Annotated in this window: 12 protein-coding genes, 1 tRNA gene and 1 rRNA gene; 3 read left to right on the top strand and 11 right to left on the bottom strand. The window is 71.3% G+C overall.

What is annotated here, in order from left to right; translation table 11 throughout:
* Window positions 1–4 precede the first annotated feature (4 nt).
* Both ACH4TP_RS33885 and ACH4TP_RS33880 read left to right on the top strand, forming a co-directional pair.
* On the top strand, window positions 5–829 hold the full coding sequence (locus ACH4TP_RS33885; RefSeq protein WP_398440100.1) for a DNA-formamidopyrimidine glycosylase family protein: 825 nt from the start codon (window positions 5–7) through the stop codon (window positions 827–829).
* Window positions 830–861: 32 nt separating this feature from the next.
* Window positions 862–1,647, top strand: a complete 786-nt coding sequence (locus ACH4TP_RS33880) for an SDR family NAD(P)-dependent oxidoreductase (RefSeq protein ID WP_389236550.1) — start codon at window positions 862–864, stop codon at window positions 1,645–1,647.
* Here the strand turns inward: ACH4TP_RS33880 and ACH4TP_RS33875 are convergent.
* The 9 genes from ACH4TP_RS33875 to ACH4TP_RS33835 all read right to left on the bottom strand — a co-directional run bounded on the left by ACH4TP_RS33875 (window position 1,595) and on the right by ACH4TP_RS33835 (window position 15,809).
* The gene (locus ACH4TP_RS33875; protein ID WP_398190954.1) at window positions 1,595–1,870 is read right to left on the bottom strand and encodes a hypothetical protein; all 276 of its coding nucleotides are present in this window, start codon (window positions 1,868–1,870) and stop codon (window positions 1,595–1,597) included. The two genes, ACH4TP_RS33880 and ACH4TP_RS33875, sit on opposite strands and share 53 nt — an antisense overlap.
* A gap of 224 nt (window positions 1,871–2,094) precedes the next feature.
* On the bottom strand, window positions 2,095–2,478 hold the full coding sequence (locus ACH4TP_RS33870; protein WP_024758922.1) for a helix-turn-helix domain-containing protein: 384 nt from the start codon (window positions 2,476–2,478) through the stop codon (window positions 2,095–2,097).
* Between the two features lie 109 nt (window positions 2,479–2,587).
* Window positions 2,588–3,109, bottom strand: a complete 522-nt coding sequence (locus ACH4TP_RS33865; RefSeq protein ID WP_389236546.1) for a CinA family protein — start codon at window positions 3,107–3,109, stop codon at window positions 2,588–2,590.
* On the bottom strand, window positions 3,106–3,780 hold the full coding sequence (pgsA, locus tag ACH4TP_RS33860) for a CDP-diacylglycerol--glycerol-3-phosphate 3-phosphatidyltransferase (protein ID WP_389236544.1): 675 nt from the start codon (window positions 3,778–3,780) through the stop codon (window positions 3,106–3,108). Before pgsA ends, ACH4TP_RS33865 begins: the two co-directional genes overlap by 4 nt.
* Entirely contained in the window at window positions 3,777–5,282 is a 1,506-nt protein-coding gene (gene rimO / locus ACH4TP_RS33855) for a 30S ribosomal protein S12 methylthiotransferase RimO (RefSeq protein ID WP_398190959.1), read from the bottom strand. Before rimO ends, pgsA begins: the two co-directional genes overlap by 4 nt.
* Window positions 5,283–5,372: 90 nt before the next feature.
* Window positions 5,373–6,197 carry a helix-turn-helix domain-containing protein gene (locus tag ACH4TP_RS33850; RefSeq protein ID WP_398190962.1) on the bottom strand — a complete coding sequence of 275 codons (825 nt, stop codon included), beginning with the start codon at window positions 6,195–6,197 and terminating at the stop codon, window positions 5,373–5,375.
* Window positions 6,198–6,429: 232 nt separating this feature from the next.
* The gene (locus tag ACH4TP_RS33845) at window positions 6,430–9,234 is read right to left on the bottom strand and encodes a DNA translocase FtsK (RefSeq protein ID WP_398440099.1); all 2,805 of its coding nucleotides are present in this window, start codon (window positions 9,232–9,234) and stop codon (window positions 6,430–6,432) included.
* Window positions 9,235–9,361: 127 nt separating this feature from the next.
* Window positions 9,362–10,036: a two-component system response regulator gene (locus ACH4TP_RS33840; RefSeq protein ID WP_389236536.1), complete on the bottom strand. Its 675-nt coding sequence runs from the start codon at window positions 10,034–10,036 to the stop codon at window positions 9,362–9,364.
* A 304-nt stretch (window positions 10,037–10,340) separates the two neighbouring features.
* Window positions 10,341–15,809 carry a HAMP domain-containing protein gene (locus ACH4TP_RS33835; RefSeq protein WP_398440098.1) on the bottom strand — a complete coding sequence of 1,823 codons (5,469 nt, stop codon included), beginning with the start codon at window positions 15,807–15,809 and terminating at the stop codon, window positions 10,341–10,343.
* 269 nt (window positions 15,810–16,078) lie between these two features.
* Between ACH4TP_RS33835 and ACH4TP_RS33830 the strand changes: the two genes are divergently transcribed.
* A complete protein-coding gene (locus tag ACH4TP_RS33830; protein ID WP_389236532.1) occupies window positions 16,079–18,724 on the top strand; it encodes a SpoIIE family protein phosphatase in 2,646 nt (881 codons plus the stop codon).
* A gap of 109 nt (window positions 18,725–18,833) precedes the next feature.
* Here the strand turns inward: ACH4TP_RS33830 and ACH4TP_RS33825 are convergent.
* Window positions 18,834–18,906 (bottom strand) — tRNA-Thr (locus ACH4TP_RS33825).
* 4 nt (window positions 18,907–18,910) lie between these two features.
* Window positions 18,911–19,004 (bottom strand): 5S ribosomal RNA (gene rrf, locus ACH4TP_RS33820); the annotation flags it as partial.

Below are 19,004 nucleotides of genomic sequence, written 5' to 3'. Positions count from 1 at the left end.
ACCCATGCCCGAAGGAGACACCGTCTGGCAGACCGCCCACCGCCTGCATGCCGCGCTCGCCGGGCGGGTCCTCACCCGCGCCGACCTCCGCGTGCCCCGGTTCGCGACCGCCGACCTCACCGGCCGCACGCTCCTCGACGTCACCCCGCGCGGCAAGCACCTGCTCGCCCGCGTCGAGGGCGGGCTCACCCTCCACTCGCATCTGCGGATGGACGGCGCGTGGCGGGTGTACGCCACCGGGGAGCGCCCGCGCGGCGGCCCCGAGCACCAGATCCGGGCGATCCTCGGGAACGCCGAGTCCACCGCGTACGGCTACCGCCTGCCGGTCCTCGATCTCATCCGTACCGCCGAGGAGGCGGCCCTCGTGGGCCATCTCGGCCCCGACCTGCTCGGCCCGGACTGGGATCCCGAGGAGGCCGTACGACGGCTCGTCGCCGACCCGGCGAGAACGCTGGGCGAGGCCCTGCTCGACCAGCGCAACCTGGCCGGCATCGGCAACGTGTACAAGTCGGAGCTGGCGTTCCTGGCCGCCGTCACCCCCTGGCTCCCGGTCGGTGAGCTCGCCCCCGAGGTCCCGGCCCGCCTGGTCGCCACGGCCCACCGCCTCCTGGAGGCCAACAAGGACCGTCCGGACCGGCGCACCACGACCACGCGCCGCCCCGGCACCCCGCTCCACGTCTACGGCCGCGAGGGCCGGTCCTGCCTCCGCTGCGGCACCGCGATCCGGAAGGCGGAGCTGGGCGACCGGGTCACGTACTGGTGCCCGGGCTGCCAAAGAGGACCCTCCGACTGCCGAAAAGGGCCCTCCGCCGCCCCGCACGACAATTGACGACCCGTCAGATCCGGTCGTACGGTCCGGACATGACGACGACTCCACCGCCACGGGCGCTCCCGGCATACGACCTGACCGGCCGCACCGCGTTCGTCACCGGCGCCGCGAGCGGCATCGGCCGCGCCACGGCGGCCCTCCTGGCCCGCGCCGGCGCCACCGTCCACTGCGCCGACCGCGACGAGGGCGGCCTGAAGGAGACCGCGGCGCTGATCGCCCGGCAGGGCGGGACCGCGCACATCCACCCCCTGGACGTCACCGACCGGCCCGCCCTGGCGGCGGCCGTCCGGGCCGCCGGCCCCCTGCACGTCATGGCCGCCATCGCGGGAATCATGCACACGAGCACGGTCCTGGAGACCCGGGACGAGGACCTCGACCGCGTCCTCGCCGTCAACTTCAAGGGCGTGCTGTACGCATGCCAGGAGGCGGCCCGTTCGATGATCGACGCCGGCGTCCCCGGTTCGATCGTGACGATGGCCTCGGGCGCGATGGACACCGCGAGTCCGGGCCTGCTCTGCTACAGCGTCACCAAGGCGGCCGTGGTCCAGCTGACGAAGACCCTGGCGACGGAGGCGGGCCCGCGCGGCATCCGGGTCAACGCGATCGCCCCGGGCTGGATCCGCACCCCGATGACGGACCGCCACGAGCCCGCCGCCCAGGAGCAGGCCGAGGCCGCGATGGTCCGTCACTCACCGCTGGGCCGGGTCGGCGAGGCCGAGGACATCGCGCACGCGGTCCTGTACCTCGCCTCCGACGCCTCCGCGTTCACGACCGGTCAGATCCTCCGCCCCAACGGCGGTGTCGCGATGCCCTGGTGACGCCCCGGGCCGGCGGACCGGGAACCCGCCGCCCCGACGAGGCCGCCACGTGCACCGGCAGCAGGCTCAGCCCCCAGCCGCCCGCGGCCACCGCTCCCTCGACCGGCCCGGTCTCCGCCGGTACGAGCAGCAGGCGCAGCACCGCCCACCACCAGAGCCCTCCGGCGGCGAGGCCGCACGCGAACAGCGCGAGCGTCACCAGCGGAACCCGTCGCCGTACCATGGCCGCCTCCTGCGGTCGACGCTAGACCGGCAGGATCACCCTGCGGGAGGGCGCACCGGTGGCAACCCCGGCGCACACGGCCCAGTCGTACGTCCCTCCCACCATGGCACGCCACACCGGAACCCGGCATCTCAGGAAAACCGCCTCAAAGTACCCGGAAATGAGAAAAGCCCCGGTCAGCGCCCCACGAAGAGGCACCGACCGGGGCTTTACCCCGCTTCGGTTCAGGCAGCGACGACGTCCACCGCTTCGGCGGGCGCCTTGATGGTCACCCGCCCGGTGGGCACACCGGCCACCGACGTCACCGACACCGAATTGAGCATCGGGCGCACCGGCGTCGGCACCGGTTCGCTCGCCGCTGCCGACTCGGCCAGTTCGGCCAGCGACAGTTCGTCACTCACTTCGCGCATGAGCTCGGACATCCGTACATCCAGCGCGTCGCAGATCGCGGAGAGCAGCTCGGAGGAAGCCTCCTTCTGCCCCCGCTCCACCTCGGAGAGATAGCCGAGCGAGACTCGGGCGGACGAGGAGACTTCGCGCAGAGTACGGCCCTGGCGCTGGCGCTGCCGACGCAGCACGTCACCCAGCAGGCGACGGAGCAGAATCATCGGTGGCTCCCTCCTCGGACCGCGTAGCCGCATCCTTCACGCCCCACCGTACCGCCTCGCGCCGCGGCCGTGCGGGGAGCGATGTCGTGTTCACTCAGGGCTGCAAACATCAAATCCCCCCGTTGTGTTCCGTATCCTGTGCCCGCGCATTTCCCGAGAGTTCCTCACGGAGCAGTTCCAGTACGCTCCGTACGCTCTCTCTACGGATTTCCGTACGGTCGCCGTTCAACCTCAACGACACCACTTTCCCGGCGCGGGCGCTCGTCGTGGCGGGGCCGGCGACGGCCACGTAGACGGTTCCGACGGGCTGACCGTCCTGCGGGGCGGGGCCCGCGACCCCGGTCGTCGAGATGCCCCAGTCGGCGCCGAGCCGGTCCCGTACACCCGCCGCCATCTGCAGCGCGACCTCCGGATCCACCGCTCCGCGCTCCGCGAGCAAGGCCCCGTCGACGCCGAGGAGCTCGCACTTGAGGGTCGTGGCGTAAGCCGTGACCGACCCCCGGAAGGACGCCGAGGCGCCGGGCACGCCGGTGAGCTCGGCGGCCACCAGACCGCCCGTGAGCGACTCCGCGGCGGCCAGCGTCTGGTCACGCTCCGCAAGCAGCGCCAGCACCCGGGCGGCCTCGGTCATCGCGTCGCCGTCTCCGACCGCGCCGCCGCCCGCTCCACCGCGAGTCCCTTGCGCCTCAAGGCGACGGCCTGTCGCACGTAGTCCAGACCGGTGACGACCGTCAGCACGACGGCCACCGCCATCACCCAGAAGCGGAGGGTGGCCAGGGGACCGGTGAGCACGAGGACGTACATGCCGACGGCCGTGCCCTGGGCGAGCGTCTTCATCTTGCCGCCGCGGCTGGCCGGGATGACCCCGTGCCGGATGACCCAGAACCGCATCAGGGTGATCCCGAGCTCCCGGGCGAGGATGACCCCGGTGACCCACCAGGGCAGGTCCCCGAGCGAGGACAGCGAGACGAGTCCGGCCGCCATGATCGCCTTGTCGGCGATCGGGTCGGCGATCTTCCCGAAGTCGGTGACCAGGTTGTACGCACGGGCGAGGTGCCCGTCGAAGACGTCCGTGATCATGGCCACCGCGAACGCCGCCCAGGCCCAGGCCCGCCACACGGGGTCGTGCCCGCCGTCCTGGAGCAGCAGCACCACGAAGCCCGGCACGAGGACGAGCCGGATCATGGTGAGGATGTTCGCGATGTTCCACAGGCTGGCCTGGTTGACGGCCGCCGCGCCCAGCTTGCCGCGGGGCGCCGGCCTACCGGTCCCGCCCGTCGCGGATGCCGGGACTCCGGTCATCTGCCCGCCTCCTCGAAAAGACACTCGGCCACCAGGTCGACGCCCTCCGTGCCGACGACCTTCGCCCTGACCATACGGCCCGGGGCGAGCTCGGGGCCCGCACCCCCGTCCGTGGTGAGCAGGAGCACCTGTCCGTCGGTCTCGGGCGCCTGGTGGGCCGCGCGGCCGATCCAGCCGCCCGCCTCGTCCTCGTCGTCCGACTCGGACTCGACGAGTACTTCCAGGGTCTCTCCGATCCGCTCCTCCGCGCGCTGCGCGGTGAGCTCCTCGGCGAGCCGGGAGAGGTGGGCCAGGCGCTCGTCGACGACGTCCTGGTCGAGCTTGTGCTCGTACGTGGCGGCCTCGGTGCCGTCCTCGTCCGAGTAGCCGAAGACGCCGATGGCGTCGAGGCGCGCGTGGGTGATGAAGCGTTCCAGCTCGGCGAAGTCCGCCTCGGTCTCGCCGGGGAAGCCGACGATGAAGTTGGACCGGGCACCGGCCGTGGGCGCCTTGGAGCGGATGGTCTCCAGGAGCTCCAGGAAGCGGTCGGTGTCGCCGAAGCGGCGCATGGCCCGCAGCACGTCGGGGGCGCTGTGCTGGAAGGACAGGTCGAAGTAGGGCACGACCTTCTCGGTCGACGTGAGGACGTCGATCAGGCCCGGGCGCATCTCGGCGGGCTGGAGGTAGCTGACGCGGACGCGCTCGATGCCGTCCACGGCGGCCAGCTCGGGCAGCAGGCTCTCCAGGAGCCGGATGTCGCCGAGGTCCTTGCCGTAGGAGGTGTTGTTCTCGGAGACCAGCATGACCTCCTTCACGCCCTGCTCGGCGAGCCAGCGCGTCTCGTTCAGCACGTCCGAGGGACGGCGGGAGACGAAGGAGCCGCGGAAGGAGGGGATGGCGCAGAAGGAGCAGCGGCGGTCGCAGCCGGAGGCCAGCTTCACGGAGGCGACGGGGCTGGTGTCCAGGCGGCGGCGGAGCGGCGCGCGAGGCCCGGAGGCGGGCGCGAGGCCCTCGGGCAGGTCGCTCGGCACGTTCTCGGGGGCGTCCACGGTGCCGTGTCCGGGCAGGGCCACGGTCGCGGCGGCCTCCTGGCGCTCCACGGGGGACAGCGGCAGCAGCTTGCGCCGGTCACGGGGGGTATGGGCCTCGACACTGCCACCGCTGAGGATGGTCTGGAGGCGGTTGGAGATGTCGGCGTAGTCGTCGAAGCCGAGGACGCCGTCGGCCTCCGGGAGGGCTTCGGCGAGCTCCTTGCCGTAGCGCTCGGCCATGCAGCCGACGGCGACGACGGCCTGGGTCTTGCCGTGGTCCTTCAGATCATTGGCTTCGAGGAGGGCGTCGACGGAGTCCTTCTTGGCGGCTTCGACGAATCCACAGGTGTTGACGACGGCGACATCCGCGTCCTCGGCGTTCTCGACGAGCTCCCAGCCGTCCGCTGCCAAGCGGCCTGCGAGCTCCTCCGAGTCCACCTCGTTACGGGCGCAGCCAAGAGTGACAAGGGCGACGGTACGGCGTTCGGGCATGGACTCAAGACTACTTCGTCCCGGCCGTTCCCCCGTCGCGCAGGGTTCACCTGCGCGACAGAGGTCACATCACACGGGGTGCTGCGGGGCTCAGCCGGCCTCGGGGTCGCCCTTGGTGTAGCTGAGCCGCTCGACCTGGCCGGATTCGAACTTGTCCTCGAGCTTCTTGCCGTTCACGTAGAGCTCGATCGCACCGGCGTTGCCGAGGACGAGATCGACGCGCTCGTCGTCCTGGAAGGTCTTGGACTCGCCCTTGAGGAGGAGCCCGTCGAAGAGGAGCTTGCCGTCGTGCGCCTTGGCCGAGATCCAGCTCTTGTCGTCGATCGCGGAGAGCTTGACCGTGACCTTGTCCTGCGGGACGGCCGCGATCGCGCTCTCGGTGGGCTTGGGCGCGGGCTTGACGGGCTTCGGCTTGGCGGCGGACGTCGCCTTCTCCGGCGCGGGCGCCGGGCCGCCGTCGGCCACGGTGGTCCCCGCCGTGGTGTCGTTCCCGTTGAACATCGTGTAGCCGACGAAACCGACGACGGCGACGATGGCCGCGACCATCGCGGCGGTCCAGTTGGGCCTGCGCGGCTCGGGGCGGATGCGTTCCGCCTCGAAGAGCGGGGCGGCGGGGGTGGGCGCGGGACGGCCACCGTGCTCGGCGTCGTACTGCTCGATCAGCGGAGCCGGGTCGAGACCGACGGCGCGCGCGAGGGTACGGATGTGGCCGCGGGCGTAGACGTCGCCGCCACAGCGCGAGAAGTCGTCCTCCTCGATCGAGTGCACGATCGGAATCCGGACACGGGTGGAGGCACTGACCTCTTCGACGGTGAGACCGGCGGCGATTCGGGCCTGCTGGAGAGCGCGACCGATGGAATCCCGGTCGTCTGCCGGGAAGGTCCGGTCGTCTTCGGGGGAGTTGCCGATGGACACGAGAGCGCCTTTCGAGCGTGTAGCCACCTGCTGGACGTTCAGTCTATGGGTGGTACGAAAGGGTGGGGCAACCGGGCGGGTGCTGTTTGTACGCCATGAGGCTGGGACATCCTTCTGTCCCACCGTCCAACTTGACGTACGGCCAGGGGAAACGGTTGCCCTCCGTTCCCTTACGAGTGAGTCTCGGCCCGGTCTCGAACGGGTACCCCGCCTCGCCGTCGGCACACCCGGACTACTCCCCCGACTCCCCCCGGATGACGGCGAGGACCCCGTCCAGCTCGTCCGGCTTCACGAGCACGTCGCGCGCCTTCGAACCCTCGGACGGCCCGACGATGTTCCGGGACTCCATCAGGTCCATCAGCCGGCCGGCCTTCGCGAAGCCCACGCGCAGCTTGCGCTGGAGCATCGAGGTGGAGCCGAACTGCGTCGAGACGACCAGCTCGGCGGCCTGGCACAGCAGGTCGAGGTCGTCGCCGATGTCCTCGTCGATCTCCTTCTTCTGCTTGGTGCCGACGGTGACGTCGTCCCGGAAGACGGGTGTCATCTGGTCCTTGCAGTGCTGCACGATCGCCGCGACCTCGTCCTCGGTGACGAACGCGCCCTGCATGCGGACGGGCTTGTTGGCGCCCATCGGCAGGAAGAGCCCGTCGCCCTTGCCGATGAGCTTCTCGGCGCCGGGCTGGTCGAGGATGACCCGGCTGTCGGCGAGCGAGGAGGTGGCGAAGGCGAGCCGCGAGGGCACGTTCGCCTTGATCAGACCGGTGACGACGTCCACGGACGGCCGCTGGGTGGCGAGCACGAGGTGGATGCCGGCGGCGCGGGCCAACTGGGTGATGCGGACGATCGAGTCCTCGACGTCGCGGGGCGCGACCATCATGAGGTCGGCGAGCTCGTCGACGATCACCAGCAGGTACGGGTACGGGTTGAGCTCGCGCTCGCTGCCCTCGGGCAGCTTGATCTTGCCGTCCCGGATGGCCTGGTTGAAGTCGTCGATGTGCCGGTAGCCGAAGGCGGCCAGGTCGTCGTAGCGCAGGTCCATCTCGCGCACGACCCACTGGAGGGCCTCGGCGGCCTTCTTGGGGTTGGTGATGATCGGGGTGATCAGGTGCGGGATGCCCTCGTAGGCGGTGAGCTCGACCCGCTTGGGGTCGACGAGCACCATCCGGACGTCCTCGGGGGTCGCTCTTATCATCACCGAGGTGATGAGGCAGTTGATGCAGGAGGACTTGCCGGAGCCGGTGGCACCGGCGACCAGGATGTGCGGCATCTTCGCCAGGTTGGCCATCACGTAGCCGCCCTCGACGTCCTTGCCGAGCGCGACCAGCATCGGATGGTCGTCGCCCGCCGCGTCCGCGAGCCGCAGCACGTCTCCGAGGTTGACCATCTCGCGGTCGCTGTTCGGGATCTCGATGCCGACCGCGGACTTGCCGGGGATCGGCGAGATGATCCGTACGTCGGGCGAGGCCACGGCGTAGGCGATGTTCTTGGTCAGGGCCGTGATCTTCTCGACCTTCACGGCCGGGCCGAGCTCGACCTCGTACCGCGTGACCGTCGGACCGCGCGTGAAGCCGGTGACGGCCGCGTCGACCTTGAACTCGGCGAAGACGTTGGAGAGCGCGTCGACGACGGCGTCGTTGGCCGCGCTGCGGGTCTTGCCGGGACCGCCGCGCTCCAGCAGGTCCATCGACGGCAGGGAGTACGTGATGTCGCCCGCGAGCTGGAGCTGCTCGGCGCGGGGCGGCAGGTCCGTCGGCTCGGGCGCCGGCTTCGTCAGATCGGGCACGCCCCCGCCGGAACGGTCTCCTCCGCGGGCCGGCGGCACGGGCGCGGCCTTCTCCTCGGGAGCGGACGCCGCCAGGGCGGCCTTCCGCTCCGCGGTGACGTCCTTCGTCAGGTCGGCGACGATCGGCGAGGGCGGCATCCCGTTCAGCACGGCACCGTCGAGCGCCGCGGCGGCGGCCGCGGCGACGTCCACCGGGTCCAGGCCGGTGCCGAAGTCCTCGCGCGCGGAGGTCCGGCGGGCCGAGCGGCCGCGCCGCTCCAGCATCTCCGCCTCGGCCCGGTCCACGTCGTACGGCTCCGCCGGCCCGGACGCGCGGCGCCGGACGGGCCGCGCGGGGCGCGGTCCCGCGTCCCGCCAGTCCTCGTCGTACCCCTCGTGCTCCGGCCGGCCCCCGTGCCCCCCGTCCTCCGCCGGGTCGTACGGGAGCTCGACGATGCCCAGCCTGGCGCCGAGCGCGCGCAGCCGCTGCGGGATCGCGTTGACCGGAGTGGCGGTGACCACGAGGAGCCCGAAGACGGTGAGCAGCACCAGCATCGGTACGGCGAGGACCTCGCCCATCATGAAGACGAGGGGCTGGGACGCGGCCCAGCCGATGAGTCCGCCGGCGTCCTGCATGGCCGCGCTGCCGTCGCCGCGCCCCGGCGAACCGCAGGCGATGTGCACCTGGCCGAGGACGCCGACGACGAGCGCGGAGAGGCCGATGCTGATCCGGCCGTTGGCCTCGGGCCGCTCCGGGTAGAGGATCAGCCGGACGCCCATCGCGCCGAGGAGCAGCGGTACGAGCAGGTCGAGCCGGCCGAAGGAGCCGGTGACCAGCATCTCGACGAGGTCGCCGACCGGGCCGCGCAGATTGGACCAGGTGCCGGCGGCGACGATCAGCGCGAGGCCGAGGAGGAGCAGCGCGAGCCCGTCCTTGCGGTGGGCGGGGTCGAGGCCCTTGGCGCCGCGTCCTATCCCCCGGAGCATCGCCCCGATCCCGTGGGCGATGCCGAGCCAGGCGCCGCGCGCGAGCCGGTAGACGCCCCCGGTCGGGGACGGGGCGGGCCGGGGCGCGGCCTTCTTCGCGGCGGTCTTCCGCGCGGGCGCGCGCTTGGCGGGCGCGGCCTTCTTGGCCGGCGCCTTCTTCGCGGGCGGCTTGGCGGGGGACTTCTTCGCGGGCGCCGCTTTCTTCGCGGCGCCCGTCGTCCGGCCGGCGCGCGGTTTTGCGGTGTTCGCCGTGCCCTGGGAACCCTTGCCGGACGTACGTGAAGCCATGATGCCGAGGTTACCGGTGTGGAGACCGGCTGTCCGCCTCACCCGTTCGTGTCGTCCGCGCCCGGGCGCGATGCTGACGCCGCATCACGAGGATCCCCACCGCGCGCGAGGGCACGATGACGGTGCGTCAGCTCTGGGCGGGCAGCGTCGGCGTGGCGCCCGTGCCCGGCTCCAGCGCGTCCAGGGCCCGGCGCAGCCCGGTGAGCTTGCGCTCCAGGTGCGCGGCGGTGGCGACGGCGGCCGCGTCGGCGGAGTCGTCGTCGAGCTGCTTCGACAGGGCCTCGGCCTGCTCCTCGACGGCGGCGAGCCGCGCGGAGAGCTCGGCGAGCAGTCCCGCGGACTCCTTGCCGTGACCGCCCTCGCCGCCGCCCTCCAACTGCAGCCGCAGCAGGGCGGCCTGCTCGCGCAGCTTGCAGTTCTTCATGTAGAGCTCGACGAAGACGGAGACCTTGGCACGCAGCACCCACGGGTCGAAGGGCTTCGAGATGTAGTCGACCGCCCCGGCCGCGTACCCACGGAAGGTGTGGTGCGGGCCGTGGTTGATGGCGGTGAGGAAGATGATCGGGATGTCCCGGGTCCGCTCGCGCCGCTTGATGTGCGCGGCGGTCTCGAAACCGTCCATGCCCGGCATCTGGACGTCGAGCAGGATGACCGCGAAGTCGTCCGTCAACAGCGCCTTGAGCGCTTCCTCCCCGGACGATGCCCGCACCAGCGTCTGATCGAGCGCGGAGAGAATGGCCTCCAGCGCCAGCAGATTCTCCGGCCGGTCATCGACCAGGAGGATCTTGGCCTTCTGCACCATGCCCCGTCCTCCTCGTCCCGGCAACGGCTCTCCCCGGACCCCCGAACCGGGGGAAGCACCGGGCGCCGCCCCAGAAGACGACTCCCTAGCGCCGTCCGTCCTTGTGCCGGTCATCGTAGCCGCACCCTGCCCGTCGCCACACCCTGTCACCGCGATGTCACTGTGCACGTACCGGAAACGCGGTGGGAGACCAGAAGGTTCCCCGTATCCCGCCCTCTCACACGCCCCTGGCGACAGTCCGTCAGAGGGATCCGGCGGAGCCCGGGGGTCCGCGCCGGGCGCGGCGCGGACCCCCGGCCCGGAGTCACTCCCCCCGCATCCACTGCTCCATCACGGACAGCAGGTGGTCGGGGTCGACCGGCTTGGTCACGTAGTCCGAGGCGCCGGACTCGATCGCCTTCTCCCGGTCGCCCTTCATCGCCTTCGCCGTGAGCGCGATGATCGGCAGCCCCGCGAACTGCGGCATCCGCCGGATCGCGGTCGTCGTCGCGTACCCGTCCATCTCCGGCATCATGATGTCCATCAGCACCACCTTCACGTCGTCGTGCTGCTCCAGGACCTCGATGCCCTCCCGCCCGTTCTCGGCGTAGAGCACGGCGAGCCCGTGCTGCTCCAGGACGCTGGTGAGCGCGAAGACGTTGCGGATGTCGTCGTCGACGATGAGCACCTTCTCGCCGGAGAAGCCGAACGTGCGGCGCGGCTCGGCCACCAGCTCCTCCCGCTCCGCCGCGGCCTGCTGCCCGGGGACCGTCTCCCGCACCCCGGTGGCCTCCGCCGCGGCCTTCCGCCGGTGCCGGAACAGCGCCGCCCCGGACCGCGCCTCGGTCCGTACGGACGGCGGCGGGAAGTGCGGGAACGCGTGGACGGCGCCGGCCGCCCCCTCCTCGGCCCCCTGCTGCGGGTCCTCGGCGTCCTGCCCGCCCTGCCCGTGGCCGCCCGACTGCGGCTCCGTCGGGTTCAGCGGCAGATAGAGCGTGAACGTCGACCCGCGGCCGGGCTCGCTCGCGGCGAAGATCTCGCCGCCGAGCAGCCGCGCGATCTCCCGGCTGATCGAGAGCCCCAGGCCCGTACCGCCGTACTTCCGGCTGGTCGTGCCGTCGGCCTGCTTGAACGCCTCGAAGATGACCCGCATCTTGCCGGCCGCGATCCCGATGCCGGTGTCGGTGACCGAGAACGCGATCAGGGGGGCCTCCGGGTCGCGCAGCGAACCGGCCTCCAGGAGCTGCTCGCGGATCGACTGCGGCACGTCCGCGGCGGCCGGCCGGATCACCAGCTCCACCGCGCCCGTGTCGGTGAACTTCACCGCGTTGGACAGCAGGTTGCGCAGGACCTGGAGCAGCCGCTGCTCGTCGGTGTGGAGCGTGGCCGGCAGCTCGGGCGAGACCCGCACCGAGAAGTCGAGGCCCTTCTCCGCCGTGAGCGGCCGGAAGGTGGCCTCCACGTAGTCGACGAGCTGGACGAGCGCGATACGGGTCGGCGAGACGTCCATCTTGCCCGCCTCGACCTTGGACAGGTCGAGGATGTCGTTGATCAGCTGGAGCAGGTCCGAACCGGCGCCGTGGATGGTCTCCGCGAACTCGACCTGCTTCGGCGTCAGATTGGTCTCGGCGTTGTCCGCGAGCAACTTGGCGAGGATCAGCAGCGAGTTGAGCGGCGTGCGCAGCTCGTGCGACATGTTGGCGAGGAACTCCGACTTGTACCGCATGGAGACGGCGAGCTGTTCCGCACGCTCCTCCAGGACCTGCCGGGCCTCCTCGATCTCGGTGTTCTTCACCTCGATGTCGCGGTTCTGCCGGGCGAGCAGCTCCGCCTTCTCCTCCAGCTCCAGGTTCGAGCCCTGGAGCTCCTTCTGCCGGTGCTCCAGCTCGGCCGAGCGCTCCTTGAGCTGCTCGGTCAGCTTCTGCGACTGCTGGAGCAGCACCTCGGTCTTGGTGTTGACGCTGATGGTGTTGACCGTGGTGGCGATCAGCTCGGCGATCTGGTTGAGGAAGTCCCGCTGGATGTGCGTGAACGGCTGGAACGAGGCCAGCTCGATCACCCCGAGGACCTTGCCCTCGAAGAGCACCGGCAGCACGATCACATGGGCCGGCGAGGCCTCCCCGAGCCCCGAGGAGATCTTCAGATAGCCCGGCGGCACGTTGACCTGGATGGTCCGCTTCTCCTCGGCGGCCGTCCCGATGAGGGTCTCTCCGGGGCGGAACGAGGTCGGCATGGACCCGGTGGAGTACCCGTAACTCCCGCGCATCCGCAGCTCGTACGAGCCGTCGCCCTCGCCGACGAGTTCGGCGTCGCCGTGGGCGGAACCCGTCGGCATCGCGACGAAGAAGGCGCCGTGCTGGGCCGAGACCACCGGCGTCAGCTCGCTCATGATGAGCGAGGCCACGTCGTCCAGGTCCCGGCGGCCCTGCATGAGGCCGGAGATGCGGGCCAGGTTGCTCTTGAGCCAGTCCTGCTCGTCGTTGGCGAGGGTGGTGTCGCGCAGGTTGGCGATCATCGTGTTGATGTTGTCCTGGAGCGCCTGGATCTCACCGGCCGCGTCCACGCCGTCGATCTTGACGTTGAGGTCGCCGCGGGTCACCGCGGTGGCGACGGCCGCGATGGCCCGCACCTGCCGGGTGAGGTTCCCGGCCATCTCGTTCACCGAGTCGGTGAGGTCGCTCCAGGTGCCCTCCACGTCCCTGACCCGGGCCTGGCCGCCGAGCTGCCCGTCGGTGCCCACCTCGCGGGCCACCCGGGTGACCTCCTCGGCGAAGTTCGACAGCTGGTCGACCATCGTGTTGATGGTGTTCTTCAGCTCCTGGATCTCACCGCGCGCGTCGATGTCGATCTTCTTGGTGAGGTCGCCCTTGGCGATGGCGGTGGTGACGGCGGCGATCTGCCGCACCTGACCGGTGAGGTTGTCGGCCATCGAGTTCACCGACTCGGTCAGGTCCTTCCACGTGCCGGAGACCCCCGGCACCCGGGCCTGGCCACCCAGCTCGCCCTCCGTACCCACCTCGCGCGCCACGCGCGTGACCTCGTCCGCGAAGGACGACAGGGTCGTCACCATCGTGTTGACGGTCTCGGCGAGCTCGGCGACCTCGCCGCGCGCCTCGACCGTCACCTTCTTCGTCAGGTCGCCGTTGGCGACGGCCGCCGAGACCCGGGAGATGTTCCGCACCTGGTTGGTCAGGTTGTTGGCCATCAGGTTGACGTTGTCGCTGAGGTCCTTCCACGTACCGGTGACCCCGCGCACGCGTGCCTGGCCGCCGAGGATGCCCTCCGTACCCACCTCGCGGGCCACGCGCGTGACCTCGTCGGCGAAGTTCGACAGCTGGTCGACCATCGTGTTGACGGTCGTCACCAGCTCCAGGATCTCGCCCCGGGCGTCGACCGTGATCTTCTTCGAAAGGTCGCCCATGGCGACCGCGGTCGTGACCTCGGCGATGTTCCGCACCTGGATGGTGAGGTTGTTCGCCATGCCGTTCACCGACTGGGTGAGGTCCTTCCAGGTGCCCGAGACACCCTGCACCTCGGCCTGGCCGCCGAGGATGCCCTCGGTGCCCACCTCGCGGGCCACCCGGGTCACCTGCTCGGCGAAGTTCGACAGCTGGTCCACCATCGTGTTGAGGGTGTTCTTCAGCTCCAGGATCTCGCCGCGCGCGTCCACGTCGATCTTCTGCGACAGGTCACCGCGCGCGACCGCCGTGGCGACCTGCGCGATGTTGCGGACCTGGGTCGTCAGGTTGCCGGCCATGCCGTTCACCGAGTCCGTCAGGTCCCGCCACACACCGGCCACGCCCGGCACCTGCGCCTGACCGCCGAGCCGCCCGTCCGTGCCCACCTCGCGGGCCACCCGGGTCACCTGGTCCGCGAAGGCCGAGAGCTGGTCGACCATCGTGTTGATGGTGTTCTTCAGCTCCAGGATCTCGCCGCGCGCGTCCACGTCGATCTTCTGCGACAGGTCACCGCGCGCCACGGCCGTCGTCACCTGCGCGATCTGCCGCACCTGCGAGGTCAGGTTCCCGGCCATGAAGTTCACGGAGTCCGTGAGCTCCCGCCAGCGCCCGGAGACGCCGTCCACGCGCGCCTGACCGCCGAGCCGGCCCTCCGTGCCCACGTCCCGGGCCATCCGGGTCACCTGGTCCGCGAACGACGACAGCTGCGACACCATCGTGTTGACGGTGTTCTTCAGCTCCAGCATCTCGCCGGCCACGTCCACCGTGACCTTCTGCGACAGGTCACCGTTGGCCACGGCTGTCGTCACCTGCGCGATGTCCCGCACCTGACCGGTCAGGTTGCGGAAGGCCGTGTTCACCGAGTCGGTGAGGTCCTTCCACGTGCCCGCCGCGCCCGGTACCTCGGCCTGACCACCGAGCAGACCCTCGACGCCGACCTCCCGGGCCACCCGGGTCACCTCGGAACCGAACGCCGACAGCTGGTCCACCATCGTGTTGACGGTGTTCTTCAGCTCCAGCATCTCGCCGGCCACGTCCACCGTGACCTTCTGCGACAGGTCACCGTTGGCGACCGCCGTCGTCACCTGCGCGATGTCCCGCACCTGCGTGGTGATGTTCCGGAAGACCGTGTTGACGGAGTCCGTGAGGTCCTTCCACGTCCCCGCCGCACCCGGCACCTGCGCCTGACCACCGAGCAGACCCTGCGCGCCGACCTCACCCGACACCCGGGTCACCTCGTCGGCGAACGTCCGCAGCGTCTCCGTCATCTGGTTGATGGTGTCGGCGAGTTGGGCGATCTCACCGCGCGCGGAGACCCGCACCTTCTGCGACAGGTCGCCGTTGGCGACCGCCGTCGTCACCTCGGCGATGCCCCGCACCTGGTTGGTGAGGTTGCCCGCCATCGTGTTGACGGAATCGGTGAGGTCCTTCCACACACCCGCGACCCCGGCCACCTCGGCCTGACCGCCGAGCTCGCCCTCCGTACCCACCTCGCGCGCGACGCGGGTCACCTCGGAGGAGAACGACGACAGCTGGTCCACCATCCGGTTGACGGTGTTCTTCAGCTCCAGCATCTCGCCGGCGACGTTCGCCGTGACCTTCTGCGACAGATCGCCGTCCGCGACCGCCGTCGTCACCAGCGCGATGTCCCGCACCTGCGCCGTCAGCCGGTTCGCCATCGTGTTGACGGAGTCCGTGAGGTCCTTCCACGAACCGGACACCCCGCGCACCTGCGCCTGCCCGCCCAGCTTGCCGTCCGTACCCACCTCGACGGCGACCCTCGTCACCTCGGAGGCGAACACCGACAGCTGGTCGACGAGGTTGTTGGCGGTACGCGCGACCTTCAGGAACTCCCCGCGCAGCGGCCGGATGGTCCCGTCCGCACCCTCCGAACGCAGGTCCATCCGCTGGTCCAGATCGCCTTCGGCCACCGCCGACAGGACCCGCCCCACCTCGGACACCGGCCGGGCCAGTTCGTCGACGAGCGCGTTCGCGGCCTCGATCGCCGCCGCCCACGCCCCTTCGCTGGCCCCCGCCTCCAGACGCTCGGACAGCTTGCCCTCACGGCCGACCACCCGCCGGACCCGCGACAGCTCCCCCGTCACGTGCAGCTGCCGGTCGGCGACCTCGTTGAACACGGCGGAGATCTCCGCCATGACCCCCTCGCCGGACACCGTCAGACGCCTGCGGAAGTTCCCGTCCCGCATCGACACCAGCGCGGCCAGCAGCCGCTCCAGCGCCGCCGCGTCCACCTGGACCGTCCCCCCACGGGAACGCCCGCCCCTCGCGCGCGTGCCATTGCCTCCGCCGCGCCGCGCCGCCGTGCCAGACTCCACCGTGTCCCTCCCGAAAGGGGTCGACCGTACCGCTCCGGCTCTCACCGTCAGCCTGCCCAGTGTTTCACCGCGACCGAACCAGGCGATAACAGTTCGGCGGCTTCGCACCGCGTCCCTACCCCCGAGGGACGGAATCATCGATGACCGGCATCCGCTCGGACAGCGAAGGTAAGTAACCTGGCATCCGGCTGTCCAGCCGCCCCGGTCCGCCCGGCGGGGACGGTGTGGTGCGCGCACGACCACCGGGCAGTGGGAGGGACAGACCGAGCATGGCAGAGCCGGGCGTCGAGACGCGTACGAGGAGTGCTGTGATCACCGCGCGGGCGACTGCCAGCTTCGAGCCCGAAGGGCGGTCCGTCGCGGCCGCCCGCGCCTTCGTCAGAGACACCCTCCAGGGCTGGGGACACCCCGAGCTCGTCGACGACGCCGTCGTCCTCACCAGCGAGCTCGTCACCAATGCCGTCATCCACGCCGGCACCTCGGCCGAGGTCCTCTGCCTCCGCTCCGACGACAGCGTCCGCATCGAGGTCGCCGACCGCTACCCCGAGCGCGAGATCCCCGTCCAAAGCGGCCGCTCCCTCGGCAGCCCGGACCGCGAGAACGGCCGCGGCCTGCTGCTCTGCGCCGCCCTCGCCCACCGCTGGGGCGTCGACTACTCCCCCACCCGCAAGCACGTCTGGTTCCACCTCGACCTCCCCCAGCGCCCGGTGGGCACCCGCTCCGCCGGCCCCGTCCTCCCCGACGCCCTCCTCCCGGTCGCCGAGACGCGCGTCCGCGTCGCCGTCGCCCAGATCGACCTCGGCGGCACGATCACCGCGTGGAACGAGGACGCCGAGGAACTCTTCGGATACGACTCCGAGCAGGTCACCGGCAAACCCCTCGGCGACCTCGCCGCCTGGCCCCACACCCCCGGCATCGGCACCGGCCTCGCCGAGGCCCTCCGCCTCTCCCGCTGGGAGGGCAGCTACGGCATCCGTTGCGCCGACGGCCGCGTCGTCCCCGTCTACGCCTCCCACCTCAGGGTCCGCGACACCCAGGGCGAACCCTCCACGGTCTGCCTCCTCGTACGGGAGCACGAGCGCGCCGTCCTCCAGACCCCGCAGCGCCCCGTCGCCGAACCGGGCACCGAGAGCCGCGCCGCCGACCCCTTCGAGGTCTTCATCGGCTCCCCCGCCCCCGACGACCTCGACGGCCTCCTCCAGCGCACGGTCGAACGCGCCCGCGACATGCTCGACGGCGACGCCGCCTTCCTCCTCCTCGCCACCGACGACGAGACCGAGCTCGAAGTACGCGCGACCACCGGACTCCCGGCCGCCCGCCAGCGCTTCGCCCGCGTCCCCGTGGAGACCGGCGCCAGCCGCTACGGCTCCGCCCGCATGCCCGCCGTCCACGAGGACCTGGCCGCCGTCCCCGGCGCCGTCCCCCTCCTCGAAGGCACCGGCATGCGCTCGGTGGTGACGGTCCCCCTGAAGGTCGAGGGCCGCCTCACCGGCTCCCTCGGCGTGGCGGCCGAATCCGCGAACCGCTACTCCAACGAGGAGGCCCTGCGCCTCCAGTTCGCCGCCGACCGCATCGCCCTGGCCGTCGAATCGGCCCGCCTCGGCGAACTCGAACGGCTCCGCCGCGGCTCCCTCAGCTTCCTCGTCGAGGCCTCCGACCTCCTGGCAGGCACCCTCGACCGCGACCAGACCCTGGCCCTCATGGCCCAGATGACGGTCCCCACCCTCGCCACCTGGTGCGCGGTCTACACGATCGCCGACCAGGCCTCCGACCCGTACCTCTCGTACGTGCTCCACGAGGACGAGGACCGCATCGACGGACTCAAGGACCTGCTCTCCTCCATCGCCCCGCCCGACCCGGTGCCGACCCCCGGCGCCCGCGTCTGGTCCGCCCCGGGCGACGCCGCCCACCGCGCCGCGCTGACCGCCTCGGTCCGCGCCCTCGACCACCCGGCGAGCCCGCTCTCCTCCGGCATCGACACCACCCTGGCCACCGCGAGCGCGGTCGCCGGCGAGACGGTCGTCCTGCCCCTGGTCGCCCGCAACCGGGTCATCGGCATGCTGACGCTCGGCAGGCCCTCGGAGGACCACTTCCGCCAGGAGATCCTGGAGCTCGCCGAGGACCTCTCGCGCCGAGCCGCCCTCGCCCTGGACAACGCCCGCCTCTACTCGGAGCGCGTGGCGATCAGCCAGTCCCTCCAGCGCAGCCTCCTCCCGCCCGGCCTCCCCGCGATCCCGGGCGTCGAGGTCGACGTCATCTACCGCGCGGCCGGCGAGGGCAACGAGGTCGGAGGCGACTTCTACGACCTCTTCCCCATCCGGGACGGCGCGTACGGATTCGCCATCGGCGACGTCTGCGGCACGGGCCCGGAGGCGGCCGCCGTCACCGGCCTGGCCCGCCACGCCCTGCGCCTCCTGGCCCGCGAGGGCTTCGGCGGCCCTGCCGTCCTGGAGCGGCTGAACGCGGCGATCCTCGACGAGGGCGCCCGCAGCCGCTTCCTGACCCTCCTCTACGGCGAGATGCGCCCGCAGCCGGACGGTTCGGCGATCCTCAAGGTCGTCTGCGCCGGCCACCCCCTCCCGCTGCGCCTCCGCCCGGACGGCACGGTGGAGCCCGCGGCCGAACCGCAGCCGCTCCTGGGCGTCATGGAGGACCTGGAGCTGTACGAGCAGACGATCACGCTCGACCCGGGCGACGTCCTCCTGTGCGTCACGGACGGCGTGACGGAACGCCGCGAGGGCACCCGCATGTTGGGCGACGACGGCCTCGCCGAGGTCCTCAGGACCTGTACGGGCCTGACGGCCGGCGCCGTCGCCTCCCGTGTCCTCCGCGCCGTCGAGCGCTTCGCCCAGGCCCCCGCCTCCGACGACATGGCCATCCTGGCGATGCGCCTCCGCGAACCGGACCCCCACTGACCCCATCCGCCCGGCGCCCCCTTACGAGGGGGCGCCGTCTTCTTTGCTTCCGGCCGCACCGGAAACGCGAAAAGGCCCCCGCCAAGAGGCGGGGGCCTTTTCATTTCGGAGCCCTTTAACGGAATCGAACCGTTGACCTTCTCCTTACCATGGAGACGCTCTACCGACTGAGCTAAAAGGGCAGGTGTTCGGCGGCGTCCTACTCTCCCACAGGGTCCCCCCTGCAGTACCATCGGCGCTGAAAGGCTTAGCTTCCGGGTTCGGAATGTAACCGGGCGTT

This window comes from Streptomyces sp. NPDC021012 (assembly GCF_044333355.1).
Lineage (GTDB): Bacteria > Actinomycetota > Actinomycetes > Streptomycetales > Streptomycetaceae > Streptomyces.
This window is presented reverse-complemented; position numbering and strand designations above follow the sequence as displayed.